This is a genomic window from Euzebya pacifica (assembly GCF_003344865.1).
Lineage (GTDB): Bacteria > Actinomycetota > Nitriliruptoria > Euzebyales > Euzebyaceae > Euzebya > Euzebya pacifica.
This window is the reverse complement of sequence record NZ_CP031165.1, coordinates 1,004,525-1,018,029: the sequence shown is the minus strand read 5'-3', so window position 1 is coordinate 1,018,029 and position 13,505 is coordinate 1,004,525. Positions and strand designations below refer to the sequence as shown.

At 70.7% G+C, this 13,505-nt stretch carries 10 protein-coding genes; 4 read left to right on the top strand and 6 right to left on the bottom strand.

From position 1 onward, the window contains the following. Positions 1 to 69: 69 nt before the first annotated feature. Together DVS28_RS29025 and DVS28_RS04160 are read left to right on the top strand one after the other, a co-directional pair. Entirely contained in the window at positions 70 to 1,572 is a 1,503-nt protein-coding gene (locus DVS28_RS29025; protein WP_114590340.1) for a S8 family serine peptidase, read from the top strand. An 82-nt stretch (positions 1,573 to 1,654) separates the two neighbouring features. Beyond that, the gene (locus tag DVS28_RS04160) at positions 1,655 to 4,177 is read left to right on the top strand and encodes a putative bifunctional diguanylate cyclase/phosphodiesterase (RefSeq protein WP_114590339.1); all 2,523 of its coding nucleotides are present in this window, start codon (positions 1,655 to 1,657) and stop codon (positions 4,175 to 4,177) included. Here DVS28_RS04160 and acs read toward each other — a convergent pair. Together acs and DVS28_RS04150 are read right to left on the bottom strand one after the other, a co-directional pair. After that, positions 4,143 to 6,098, bottom strand: a complete 1,956-nt coding sequence (acs, locus tag DVS28_RS04155; protein ID WP_114590338.1) for an acetate--CoA ligase — start codon at positions 6,096 to 6,098, stop codon at positions 4,143 to 4,145. The genes DVS28_RS04160 and acs overlap by 35 nt on opposite strands. 102 nt (positions 6,099 to 6,200) lie before the next feature. Further along, on the bottom strand, positions 6,201 to 6,482 hold the full coding sequence (locus DVS28_RS04150; protein WP_164709912.1) for a hypothetical protein: 282 nt from the start codon (positions 6,480 to 6,482) through the stop codon (positions 6,201 to 6,203). A 75-nt stretch (positions 6,483 to 6,557) separates the two neighbouring features. Between DVS28_RS04150 and DVS28_RS04145 the strand changes: the two genes are divergently transcribed. Further along, positions 6,558 to 7,625 (top strand): adenylate/guanylate cyclase domain-containing protein, encoded by a 1,068-nt coding sequence (locus tag DVS28_RS04145; protein WP_114590336.1) that lies wholly within the window; start codon positions 6,558 to 6,560, stop codon positions 7,623 to 7,625. Here the strand turns inward: DVS28_RS04145 and DVS28_RS04140 are convergent. The 3 genes from DVS28_RS04140 to DVS28_RS04130 form a co-directional block, all read right to left on the bottom strand. Beyond that, a complete protein-coding gene (locus DVS28_RS04140) occupies positions 7,610 to 8,479 on the bottom strand; it encodes a bifunctional 5,10-methylenetetrahydrofolate dehydrogenase/5,10-methenyltetrahydrofolate cyclohydrolase (protein WP_114590335.1) in 870 nt (289 codons plus the stop codon). The genes DVS28_RS04145 and DVS28_RS04140 overlap by 16 nt on opposite strands. Before the next feature lie 33 nt (positions 8,480 to 8,512). Beyond that, positions 8,513 to 9,883, bottom strand: a complete 1,371-nt coding sequence (locus DVS28_RS04135) for a protein kinase domain-containing protein (protein ID WP_114590334.1) — start codon at positions 9,881 to 9,883, stop codon at positions 8,513 to 8,515. A gap of 69 nt (positions 9,884 to 9,952) precedes the next feature. Further along, on the bottom strand, positions 9,953 to 12,298 hold the full coding sequence (locus DVS28_RS04130) for a putative bifunctional diguanylate cyclase/phosphodiesterase (RefSeq protein ID WP_216826380.1): 2,346 nt from the start codon (positions 12,296 to 12,298) through the stop codon (positions 9,953 to 9,955). Between the two features lie 487 nt (positions 12,299 to 12,785). Between DVS28_RS04130 and DVS28_RS29875 the strand changes: the two genes are divergently transcribed. Continuing rightward, positions 12,786 to 12,908, top strand: coding sequence for a hypothetical protein (locus DVS28_RS29875; RefSeq protein ID WP_281273516.1), 123 nt, complete (start codon positions 12,786 to 12,788; stop codon positions 12,906 to 12,908). Positions 12,909 to 13,052: 144 nt separating this feature from the next. On the opposite strand, the gene DVS28_RS04120 is transcribed toward DVS28_RS29875, so the two are convergent. Further along, a complete protein-coding gene (locus tag DVS28_RS04120; protein WP_114590332.1) occupies positions 13,053 to 13,505 on the bottom strand; it encodes a hypothetical protein in 453 nt (150 codons plus the stop codon).

Here is a 13,505-nt window from a genome sequence, read left to right as displayed (position 1 = left end):
GGATGGTCTTCGCGCGGCCGGCCTCCTACGTCCTCAAGGACCCTCGAGGAACCCCCGAGACCTCCAGTGATGACCGCCGCATCCCGCCCCCGCCTCGTCCGCCTGCTCCTCGTCGTGCTCCTCACCAGCGTGGTGGGGAACATCCCGCTCCCCGCCCACGCCGACGACCTGCCCGCCCGCTCCAGCGAGCTGCCCAGCCCGCCGAGCGCTGACGAGGCGGTCTCGTGGGAGGCGGAGGGCACAACCGCGACGCTGGACCATGTCGCCGAGGCCGTCCGGGCAACCCGCCTGCACGAGCGAGGCCTCACCGGACGGGGGATCGGCATCGCCCTGATCGACACGGGTGTTGCCCCAGTCGTCGGCCTGACCGATGTCGTCCACGGCCCCGACATCTCGCTGGACTCCCAGGCGGAGCAGGCCCAGCACTACGACGTGTACGGCCACGGCACACACCTTGCCGGCATCATCACCTCCGACCGCCTGGACGCCCCCGGACTGGCCCCGGATGCCACGCTGCTGTCGGTCAAGGTCGGTGCGTACAACGGTGCGGTCGACGTCTCACAGGTCATCGCCGGCATCGACTGGGTCGTGCAGCACCGCGAGGAGCACAACATCCGTGTCCTCGTCCTGGCCTACGGCACCGACTCCACGCAGGACCCGTTGGTGGATCCCCTGTCCCACGCCGTCGAGACCGCATGGCACAACGGCATCACCGTCGTCACCGCGGCGGGCAACGACGGGCAGGTCCGGGACTCCCTGGTGAACCCGGCCACCAACCCGTGGGTGATCGCCGTCGGCGCCGTGGACACGCAGGGCACGCGACGGGTGTCCGACGACACCGTGGCCACCTTCTCCCCGGCCGGCACCCCCGCTCGCGGACCGGACGTGCTTGCCCCCGGCGTCGGCATGGTCTCCGCCCGTGTGCCCGGCGGCTACCTGGACACCACGTTCCCGGGGGCCCAGCGGCCCGGGGACCTGTTCCGCGGCAACGGCACGTCGCAGGCCGCTGCTGTCGTCGGCGCCGGCGTGGCGTTGATGCTCGAGGACGACCCGTCGTTGACGCCCGACGACGTCAAGGCACGCATCGTCGACGGCAGCAAGGTCCTGCGGCAGGACGGGACGGGTGAGGCCCCCGGCATGCTGAACCTGACCCAGGCCCGTACCTCCGACGTCATCGGTGCCCAGGTGCACCTCCTGAGCTCGGGGACCGGCACCCTGGAGGGTGCCCGTGGCTCCTACCACCTCCTCGGCGACAGTCCGCTGACCGGCGAGCAGGACATCTTCGGCCAGCCCTTCGACAGCGTCGTGTGGGCCGCCGAGGCCACGGCGCTGACGTCGTGGGACGGCGGCACCTGGAACAACACCGAGTGGACCGGTTGGGGCTGGGACGGCTGGGGTTGGGACACCGCGGAGTGGACCGGGACGACCTGGGACGGCTGGGGCTGGGACGGCTGGGGCTGGGACGGTTGGGGCTGGGACGGCTGGGGCTGGGACGGCTGGGGCTGGGACGGCTGGGGCTGGGACGGCTGGGGCTGGGACGGCTGGGGCTGGGACGGCACCCAATGGGACTGAATGAGTAGCCGTCCTCACCGAGGGTGTGCTCAGGTCACTCGGGGGTGCGCCGATCCACAGGGGGACGGGGGTCACCTTCTTCATGGATCACACCGCCGACATGCCGCAGGCCACCACATCGAACGGACCGCCCCCCGGGGCGGTTCGTCGCGTGTGGATGCTGACCGCCGCGGTCGCCGTGATCAGCACGGTGGGCACGCTGGTCCTGCCGAGGTCGCCGATCACGGGCGGCGACGTCCTCCGGGTGCTGCTGCTGACCGCACTGGTCGCCGTCACGGAGCGGTGGTCGTTGTCTGCGCGCGTCGGCCACGTCTCCCACCGGCTGACGCTGTCGGAGGTTCCGCTCGTGCTCGGGGCCTTCGCGGTGTCGCCGCTCCTGCTCGTGGGGGCACGCCTCGTGGGCGGCATCGTCGGCCTGCAGGTGCTCAGGCGCCAGGAGCCCTACAAGACCGCCTACAACGTGGGCTACCTGTGGATCGAGACGCTGATCGTCCTGAACGTCCTGGATCTGCTCGGCGCGTCCTCGATCACCGGAGGACCCCGGGCGTCGTTGGCCATCGTCGCGATCGCCGTGTCCGTGGCCGTGACCGGTGCGGTCGCCAAGGTCGGGGCCATCTCGGCCACACAGGGACGGCTCGTCCGGGGCCTGGCCCTGCGCGGACTGCGTGACGGCCTCGGCCCCTCGCTGGCCACCGCGGCGGCAACCACCGTCGGGGTGGTGCTGTACCGGACCGAGCCGACGCTGCTGTGGGCCCCCGCGGTGGTGCTCGGGGTCCTGATGCTGGCCTATCGCTCGCACGTCCAGCTCGTCGAGGCGCAGGACCTGCAGTCCAGCCTGATCGCCATCACCCAGGGCATCACCGGGGAGTCCACGCCCGAGGAGACCGCGATGCTGATGGCGACCGCGACCCGTCGCATCCTGGACGCCCCCGCCGCGGCGATCAGCCTGGCCGACCCCGACACGGGCAGGCGGACGTGGTACGGCGCCGATGCCGACAGCTGGACGATGCTGGAGGAAGCGCGGCTCGCGGCCATCCGCGCAGCGGGTCCGGGCGCACGTCACGCCCCCGGCGGCACGATCGCCGCGCCCGTCGACGCGGCGACCGACAGCTGGCTCGTCGTCGGCTACAGCCGCAGGTCCCCAACGGGTGAAGCCGACCGTCAGACCGTCGGCATGCTGGCCAACCACGCCGCCGTGGCGCTGGCCAACGCCCATCGCGGTGCAGCGCTGCGAGCACAGGCCGAGCAGGCGACGTTCGAGGCCACCCATGACCCGCTGACCGGGCTGGCCAACCGCGCGGCCCTGATCATCGCCATCGAGGCGGCCCTGGTCGAGGACACCACGTTCGCCGTGCTGCTGATCGACCTCGACAACTTCAAGGAGATCAACGACGCCCTCGGCCACGCCGCAGGAGACAAGGTCCTGGGCGTGATCGGCCAGCGCCTGACCCCGTTCGTGGACGAGGCCCGGCTGGTCTGCCGCCTGGGCGGCGACGAGTTCGCGGTGATCATCGACGGTGGCGAGGTCAGCGCCCGCGATGTGGCAGGGCGCATCCGTGACGCGATCGGGGCGCCTGTGCAGCTGGGGTCCTACACCCTGCAGGTCGGCTGCAGCGTCGGCATCGCCACGTATCCCCACCTCGGCCGGGATGCCGACGAGCTGATGACCCATGCCGACCTCGCCATGTACGAGGCGAAGGCGCGGGGCGGCGGCGTGGCCGTCTTCGGTGCGGCGGCCGGAGGCCGGGCGATGCGCCAGCTCGCCATCAGCTCCGGTTTCCGATCAGCGCTCGGCAACGGCGACATCAACCTGGTGTTCCAGCCGCTCGTCGACCTGCAGACCGACCGCGTGGTCACCATGGAAGCCCTGTCCCGCTGGACCCATCCGGACCTCGGGCCGGTCAGTCCCGAGGAGTTCGTCCGTGTCGCCGAGCAGTCCGGCCTGATCACCGACCTCACCCATCGTGTGCTCGACTCGGCGCTGTCGTGGCACCGCCGGTGGCTCGACGCCGGTGAGGACCTGCCCGTCTCGGTGAACGTCAGCGCGACCTCGCTGCTGGACACGGGCCTGCCTCGCCTGGTCGCCACCACGCTGGACGCCCACGGCGTCCGCGCCGACCGGCTGACCCTCGAGCTGACCGAGTCCAGCGTCATCGGTGACCCCCAGCGCACCCTGGAGGTCCTGGCCCGCCTCCAGCGACTGGGCGTCCGAACCGCGATCGACGACTTCGGCACCGGATACTCCTCGCTGGCCTACCTGGCCCAGCTGCCGGTCGACGAGGTCAAGATCGACAAGTCCTTCGTCCTGCCGATGCTGGACGGGACCGGATCGTTGCCCCTGGTCGCCGGGATCATCCGGCTCTGCACCGAGATGGGCTTCGACATCGTCGCGGAGGGCATCGAGACCGATGAGGTCCAGCAGACGCTCCGCGACATGGGATGCACCCGCGGCCAGGGATTCGGGATCGCCCGGCCGATGGGACCCGAGGCCGTCGTGGAGTGGGTGCGGCGGCACCACGGCCACCGCACCCTTCACGTCGTCGCGGACCCCGCTCGACGCGGGACAGGCGTCACCGGCCCCTGGCGGCCTGCTGCAGGGCGTTGACGATGTCGGGATTGGCGAGCGTGGTGGCGTCGCCGAGGTCGGAGCCCTCCGAGATCTGCTTGAGCAGTCGGCGCATGATCTTGCCGGAGCGGGTCTTCGGCAGGTCCGGGGTGAAGTAGATCTCGGCGGGACGGGCGATCTTCCCGATGACCTCCGCGACGTGCGCCTTCAGCTCGGCCTCGAGGTCTTCCGATGGCTCGTGGGTGCCGCGGAGCGTCACGAAGGCGCTGATGGCCTGACCAGTGAGGTCGTCGGCGCGACCCACCACCGCGGCCTCGGCCACGGAAGGATGGTCGACCAGCGCCGACTCGACCTCGGTGGTGGACAGCCGGTGCCCCGAGATGTTCATGACGTCGTCGACGCGGCCGAGCAGCCAGATGTTGCCGTCCTCGTCGAGCTTGGCGCCGTCGCCGGCGAAGTAGGTATCGGGCCCGAACCGTGACCAGTAGGTGTCCCGGTACCGCTGGTCGTCGCCCCAGATGGTCCGCAGCATCGACGGCCACGGCTTGGCGATGACCAGGTAGCCACCCTCGCCGTTGCCGACCTCCTTGCCCTCGATGTCCACGACGCGGGCGTCGATGCCGGGGAAGGCGGTCATGGCCGATCCGGGCCGGGCGTGGGTGATGCCGGGCAGCGGGGTGATCATGTGGCCGCCTGTCTCGGTCTGCCACCACGTGTCCACGATCGGGGCGGACTCGCCACCGATGTGACGGTGGTACCACATCCACGCCTCGGGGTTGATCGGCTCACCGACGGTGCCGAGCACCCGCAGCGACGTCAGGTCGTGCCGCTCGGGATACTCCGTGCCCCACTTCATGAACGCCCGGATGGCGGTCGGCGCGGTGTAGAGGATCGAGACGTCGTAGCGGTCCACGATGTCCCAGAACCGGTCCTTGTCGGGGAAGTCGGGGGTGCCCTCGTACATCACCGACGTGGCCCCGTTGGCCAGCGGCGCGTAGACGATGTAGCTGTGGCCGGTCACCCACCCGATGTCGGCGGCACACCAGTACACATCGGTCTCGGGCTTGAGGTCGAACGTCAGCCGATGCGTGGCAGTGGTCTGGGTCAGGTAGCCACCGGTGGTGTGCACGATCCCCTTCGGCTTCCCCGTCGTACCGGAGGTGTAGAGGATGTACAGGACGTCCTCGGCATCCATCGGTTCGGCCGGGCAGTCCGCCGACGCGCCGTCCATCACGTCGTGCCACCACACGTCACGACCATCGACCATGTCGACGTCGGTACCCGTGCGGTTGACCACGATCACGGTCGACACCCGGTCGGACTCGGCCCGCTCGATGCCGGCGTCCACCGCCTCCTTCAACCCGATGGTGTTGCCACGCCGGTTGGCGCCGTCGGCGGTGATGACCAGCCGGGCATCGGCATCATCGATGCGATCGGCGAGCGCCTGGGAGGAGAACCCGGCGAACACCACCGAGTGGATCGCCCCGATCCGGGCGCACGCGAGCATCGCCACCGGCAGCTCGGGGATCATGGGCAGGTAGATCGCCACCCGATCGCCCTTGCCCACCCCTCGCGCCTTCAGCACGTTGGCGAACCGGCACACCTCCTCGTGCAGCTCCGCGTAGGTGATCGTGCGCCGCTCGTCGGCCGGCTCACCCTCCCAGTAGTACGCCACCCGGTCGCCCCGACCGGCCTCCAGGTGCCGATCCAGGCAGTTGTCGGCGATGTTGAGCTGTCCACCGACGAACCACTTCGCGTGCGGGGGGTTCCATTCGAGCACCTGCTCCCACGGCGTCGTCCACCGAAGGTGCTCGGCCTGCTGGGCCCACCACGCCTCCGGATCCTTGGCCGCCTGCTCGTACACCCCGTCGTCCGAGACGTTGGCCTGCGCGGCGAACGCGTCCGGTGGCGGGAAGGCACGGCCTTCGTGGTACAGGTTCTCGAGGCTGGACTCGCTCATCGCTCAGTGCCCTTCTGTCGGCTCGGCGCAGTGGAAACGGCGTACCGGCAGGTCTAGCGCCAACAGGGTGTCCCTGTCGAGCCAACGCGGCGACCGGGCGGGTCAGTCGCCGCCGTCCTCGGCCAGCAGGCCCTCGAGGTCGTCGTGGGCAGAGGGCCGGTCGAACATCGACACGTCGATGTCCTCGCGCGGGGTACGGGCGAGGACCTGGACCTCGTCGGGATCGATCCCCTCGTCGGCCAGGGCCCGCAGGTCCTCCTCGTCCAGGTCGATCTCGGCCGTCGCCACGATGGCGCGTCGCCGGACGCCATCCACCCGCTCGGGGCCACCGCTGCGAACCCGGCCGGTCGGCCGTGCCGGTGCGTTCTTGCGCTCTCTGGCCATGATCGAACCCCTGGATCCGTCGGTGCGTCGGGACTGTACCGCTCGTGGCCGGTCGCAGGGCAGACTTGGACGGCAGTGACCTCCCATGCCGATCCGGACCGTGCCCGCCAGATCCGCAGGCTGTTCCGCCTCGGCATGTCGGTGCAGGCTGCGACGGATGCGGTGGACGCCGACCGGGTGACGATGGCGCTCGTCGACCACCTGATCGGTGGCGGGCGGGACTTCACGCGCGAGGAGGCCGCCGGACGTGCCGGCCTGTCCCTGCACGTCGCCGAGACGATCGACCGGGTCGCCGGCGTCGGGGACGACGCCAGGTACTCCGAGTCCGGCATCCACCACCTCGCCCTGATCGCCCGACTGCTGCAGGTCCTGCCCGAGGAGGAGGTGCTGGAGCAGATCCGCGCCGACATCCCGATCCTGCGGGCGTTGGCCCTGCGCACGCTCGACACCGCACGGACGGTCTTCATCGACGCGGCCAGGCGGGACCACCCCGACCCCGTGGATGCCGGCGTGGCCCTGTCGGAGGTCGCAAAGCCCCTGCTGGACCTGTCCTCGGAGCTGGTCGGGGCGAGCTACCGCCGCGTGATCCTCGAGCTGATGACGTCCGACATCGTCGTGGAGTCCTTGCGCTCGGAGGGCGAGACCGTGGACGTCGCTGTCGGATTCGTCGACGTGGTCGGCTACACCTCGTTGTCGGCCCGCGTCGACCCCAGCGGCCTGGACGAGGTCCTGACCCGGTTCGAGTCCGACTGCCAAGCTGTCGTGGAGGCCCATCCCGCGGTGTCGCTGGTCAAGTTCATGGGGGACGCCGGCATGTTCGTGGCGCTCGACCCGGTGGAGCTCGCCACCGCCCTCTTCGGGCTGGTGTCGGACCGGGCAGACGACGACGAGGAGTCGATCCCGACCAGCGCGGGCATCGCCCATGGGCCAGCGCTGCTGCGCGGCGGCGACTACTTCGGCCCACCGGTCAACGAAGCTGCCCGGTTGACCGACCTCGCCCGCCGCCACAGCGTGCTGGTCTCCGACCAGCTGAAGGAGCCGCTGTCCGGCGACTTCGACCTGCGCAGGTTGGCGCCCGTCTCACTCCACGGCATCGGCCGTCGCCGACCCTACGCCCTGCGCAGGGCTCAGGACGACGGCTGACCCGACTGTGTCCGCGCGGCACGCAGGGTGTTCTCCAGCAGCATGGCGCGGGTCATCGGGCCGACGCCGCCGGGCACGGGTGTGATCCAGCCGGCGACCTCGGCGACCCCGTCGAAGTCGACGTCACCCACGAGCTTGCCGTCCTCGCCGCGGGTGATCCCGACATCGATGACGACGGCCCCCTCGCGAACCATGTCCGCGGTCAGCATGCGCGCGACGCCGACGGCCATGATGACGATGTCGGCCCCGCGGGTGTGGGCGGCCAGGTCCTTGGTGCGGGAGTGGCAGCAGGTGACGGTCGCGTCGACGCCCTTGCGGCTGAGCAGCATGGCGAGCGGACGACCGACGAGGGTGGACCGGCCCACGATCACGACGTTGGCACCCGACAGCGGGATGTCGTAGTGCTCGAGCAGGACCTGGCAGCCCAGCGGGGTTGCCGGCACGTAGGTGGGCACCCCGCGCATCAGCTGTCCCTGGCTGTGCGGGTGAAGGCCGTCGACGTCCTTCTCGGGCGCGATGCGGTCCTGCGCGGCGACCTCGTCGAGGTGGTCGGGCAGGGGCATCTGCACGATGATCCCGTGCACCTGGGGGTCCTCGTTGAGCCGGTCGATCTCGGCGTGGAGCGTTTCCTGGGTGACGTCGGACGGCAGGCGAGCACCCAGCGAGCGCATGCCCACCGCGGCGCAGTCCTTCTCCTTCATGCCGACGTAGACGTGGCTGGCCGGGTCGTCACCCACGAGGACGGCGGCGAGTCCCGGCTGCACCCCCGCAGCGGTCAGGTCCGCCACCTCGGCGGCGATGCGGTCGCGTTGGGCTGCGGCGACGGCCTTGCCGTCGATGATCTGGGCGCTCATGTCGCCGCATGATGGCACGCCTGACCCGATGGATCAGCGTCGACCCCCGCTGACCACGACGCGAGGGACCGCCCCGACGAGCCTGACCGGCAGCCACAGGGTCCAGGCGAGCGCCCACCCGAACCGCCCCGCGGTCCGGGCGTGTGCAGCCACGACCACGATCAGCAGCAGGACCACGAGCACCACTGCGAGGGGGGTCCAGCGCGGCAGTGCCTCGACGACGGCCAGCCCGACGGCGCCGCTGCCGAGCAGCAGCAGCCCTGCGACGGTGTCGGCCAACCAGCGGCCGCGATCGTCACCGGCATCGTCCAGCCCGGCGAGCAGGTCTCCCCAGGCCCACGGCGGGGCGAACAGGGCCAGCGCGGCCCGACCCGTGACGACGTGCACGATCAGGTGCAGCACCGTGGCCAGGGCGAACACGCCGACCATCACCGACGCCGCACCGTCGCCGCCCAGCGCCCAGGCCACGGAGGGGGTGAGCAGGACGACCGCCAGCGCCGCCAGCGGCCAGCCCAGCCGGGCGTCCGCGTCGTCGACTGGGTCCTCGGGATGGCGGTGGATGTCGTGGACCGGGAGGAGGAGGGTGGGTTGACGCGGATCCTCGTGCACCACGGGGTCCGACGGCGGAGCGACCGTGATGCGGGCGCGCGGATCGACCACCGCGGCGCAGGTTCCCGGCCGCCGCGCCGGGTCGGTCGCCACACCGGCCAGCAACCCGCCGGGAAGGTCGTGCCCAGCAGGATCCTCGCGCAGCTCCGCCAACAGCTCGGTCAGCGCGTGGGCGCGCAGCCCCGTGAGGAGGGCGATGCCGGTGGCCGCCAGCGAGTGGACGTCGGCCAACGGTCCGAACCGTCCGGTGACGACCTCAGGAGCCAGGTACGCCGGCGTCCCGACCCGGGTGAGGTCGGTGGTGTCGAGCCCCCGCATCGTCGAGGGATCGACCAGCACCAGGCCGTCGCGGGTCGCGATCAGGTTGCCGGGCTTGACGTCACGGTGGACCAGCGGGACGCCGTCGGACCACGCACCCGCGTGCAGCAGGTCCAGCGCCTCGGCAACGTCGGCCAGCGCCTCCAGCGCGTCGGGCACGGGACCGACCGTCGCCAGCGAGTCACCCGTCACGAGGTCCATCTCGACGAAGCCCCAGCCGGCCAGGTCCCCTGCGGTGAACCGGCCACCCCGCGTCACACGGACCAGCGCAGGATGGTCGATGCGGACCAGCCAGCGGCCGCGGCGACGGACGTCGTCGGATCCCGCCAGCACCTCGGGGCGGATCACCTTGAGCGCGCACGGCGTGCCGTCGGGCCGTTCGGCCTCCCAGACCTCGCCCTCGCCACCGCGCCCGAGCGGGGCGACGAGCCGGCGGCCGGCAACCACCGCTCCGGCACCCATCGACGCGACGTCCATTCCACCGCCACAGTAACTGCCACCGAGGGGGACGTCCGGAACGGGGCACCGACACCCGGGGCTGATTGGCTACCGGGCGTGCCGCAGCGGGAGGACGGTGGGGATGCTCGGGTCCTGGCGCCGGAGCAGGACGCCGACAGCCTCGGCGCTCATGGGGCGGTGCAGGTGGAATCCCTGTCCGCTGTCGCAGCCCATGGCGGTCAGCAGGTCCAGCGACGTCTGGTCCTCGATCCCCTCGGCCACCACGTGCAGTCGCAGGCTCTTGGCCATCTTCAGGATCGCCTCGGTGATGGCCCGGTCGTCGGCGTCCCTGGCCAGGTGGGTCACGAAACCACGGTCGATCTTGACCTCGTCGACGGGCAGCCCCTTCAGCTGGGCCAGCGAGGAGTAGCCGGTCCCGAAGTCGTCGATGGACACCCGCATGCCCGCGGCGTCGAACAGCGCCAGGATGCCGCTGCTGCGCTCGAGGTCGCCCATCATCTGGGACTCGGTGATCTCCAGCGTCAGCCGGTGGCCGGGGACCTCGTGCTCGCGGCACCGGTCGATGATGTGGCGGGCCAGCGACTCCTCCTGCATCACCACGGTGGACAGGTTGACGGCCACGGAGATGTCGCAGCCGGTCTTCTCCCACTCGGCGGCCTGCCGGATGGCGCTGTCGACGACCCAGAGGGTCAGCGGACGGATCAGGCCGGTGCGCTCGGCGACGTCGATGAACTGTGCGGGTGAGACGTAGCCACGGGTTGGGTGGGCCCAGCGGGCGAGCGCCTCGACGCCGTCGATCTGCCCGGTCTTCAGGTTGACCTTGGGCTGGTAGGCGATCGACAGGCCGTCGTTGTCGATGGCGCGTCGCAGGTCGCTGGCCAGCTCCAGGCGCTCGGTTGCGGCGCTGTCGAGGTCGCTGGTGAACCAGGCGATCTCGGCCGACCCGTCGGCACCGTGCTCGACGAGGGCGTTGGTGGCCCGGCGGAGCAGCTCACCGACGTCGGTGCCGTGGCGAGGTGCCGAGGCGGCGGCGAAGGAGAACCGCGCTTCGAGCTGCAGGTGGGTTCGGGTGATGGGCCCACGAAGTGACTGGCGAAGGCTGTTGATCGCGTCGCGTGCGTCGAGCCGGTGCTCCATGCCCGGCATGACCGCGGCGAAGCGGTCGGGACCGATGCGGCCAACGGTGAAGCCGTGCTCCTCGCCGAACCGCCGCAGGCGGTCGGCGGTGGACTGGGCGACCTCGACGGAGACGGTGTGGCCGAACGCGGCGTCGATCATCTCCAGGTCCAGCAGCTCGGCGACCATGACGGTGCCGGCATCCAGCTGCGGGATCGCATCGACGAGGCCCTCGAAGTTCAGCAGCTGCGTCGCCGGGTCCCGCAGCGCGGACCGTTCCAGCTCGACGGACCGGGAGCGAAGCTGGTCGACCAGGCGGGACGTGGCCACCGCGACCCCTGCATGGCGGGCCAGCGCACAGGCCAGCGCCACGTCGTCGGTGTCGAACTTCGGCATCGTGCCGCGCCGTCCCTGGAGGACCAGGGCACCCTCGACGGACTCGTGGGCGAAGCTGGCCAGGAGGAGCTGCTCGGTGAGTGGCCCGACGATGTGGAGGTAGGGGTTGCGGCCCCCGGCGTCGACGGTCAGGCCGTCCACCGCCCCGGCGACCAGGCGCTTGGCCTCGCTCATCGGGAGCTCTTCGGACGACAGCAGCCCCGCGCCGAGGGAGTCCAGCCGCACCGCCACGTCGCCGGTGATCAGCACGATGCCGGTCTGCTTGGCGCCGGTGACCTCAGCCGCTTCCTCCAGGACGTTGGCCAGCAGGTGCTGGACGCTGGTCTGCCCCTGGATCCCCTCCATGAAGGTATAGAGGGAGGCGACCGACCGGTGCTTCTGCGACAGGGCGTGGCGCGAGCGGTTGGTCACGATCAGCAGGCCGAGGACTCCGGCGAACGCCACGGCGGTCACTGTCTCCGCCTCCACGAGCCTCGACGCCACCGTGGCAGCGGCACTGGAGATCGCAAGCGTGGCCAGGATCGCAACGAGCGTCGGCTTCAGCTGGTCCAGGCGAATTCGTCCGACCGTCAGACGAATGACGAGGAGGACCATGGCAGTCGAGAACGCCTCGGAGACGGCAATCGCGACGAGGATCGCCACCACCGTTCGCGCCTCGAGCAGGGCGGCATCGCCCGCAACGACTGCGAATACCGTCGCTTGGACCCATACCTCCGCCGCATGCGCTGCCGCGTTGAAGCGCAGCTTCTCCCAGCTGTTTGCCCATCGGTACCGAAGCGCCACATGTCCAGCCACCACTCGAGCAGCCAGTGTCGGGACGGGGCCGACGACGATGACACCGAGCACGATCACCAGTCCCGACAGCGTGCTGTGGAAGGACTGCCCGCGGAACTCGAGCCCCAGTGGGAACCACTCCGCCACCATAAAAGCCGCAAAGAGGAGGACCACCGGGAGGATGCCGGTGTACACAGCCTCGTATGTGGGCGTCACGATGGCCCACGCAGCAGTCGCAATCAGCCCAAGGACCGCCGTGAGGCGGTCAGCGGGCGAGGGGAAGCGCTGCATGTCGTCATTACTCCGCGGAGTTTTCTCCGTGCAAGAGGTTTACGTGGCCGCGCGGAGAACTTAACCTACAGGCAGGCGCACCCGACACGCTGCAACGTGCCGAGTGTGCTCGTCCTGTTATTCGTGTTTTCGTTTGTCTGTTCTCTGGAAGGAACTGCAATGACCCGCAAGACCGATGGCGCATCCTGGGCTGGAGCTTCTTGGGCCGGTGCAAGCTGGGCCGGTGCCTCTTGGGCCGGAGCCTCCTGGGCCTAGTTACTTGCCTGTCGTGTCGGTTCTTCGGCACGACGGTCACCCGCCTTTAGAAAAAAACTTCGCGATACCCAAGAAAGAAGGCAGACCCGTGTCCGTGATGATTGACGAACGCGTTGCTGGTGGCAGGCCCACCCGTCCGGTCAAGTACGAGATCCGACGCCCGGCCCTCGGCCGAGTGTTCGGTCTGGTGACCGCGCTGCTCGCGAAGTAGTACCCGCCGCCGTGGCGCGAACGGGGGATTCCTGTTGTGCGCCCGAAACGGCTTCGACGGCCAGCACGCTCCGTAGTGGGTGTGCTGGCCGTTGCTGATCCCGGGGACAGGATCGAGCGACGAACCGCAGGCCCCCGACCTGGCTCAGGCGACGATTGGACCCTGCGCCCGCACCAGCGTCCGGACCTGGACCAGTGCCAGCGCCCCCGCCTGCACCGATGCCAGGCCGAGCGCGAACCGGCCGCCGCGGCCACCCCGCGCCACCACGAGGCCCAGCAACGCCGCGCCGCTGCCCACGTTGACGGCAACCGCGCGCCGCAGGGGTGACTGCCAGTCCTCGGCGACGGCCCCGACGGCCGACGCCCCGGCCCACACCGTCCAGGCGGCACCGGCCACGCGCACGAACCCAGCCGGCACTCTCGTCGACCGGCCGATCGACCCCGCCGCACCCATGGCCAGCAGGCCCTTCGAGGCGGCCACGGCTGCGTCGAGGCTCAGCAGGCGGCGTCCGTCGACCTCGGCCTGCGTCGGCACCGCCGGGTCGCTGGCCGAGCGGGCATCGCTCGTCGCCTCGGGGCGGGGGTCGCCGTCGGTCAC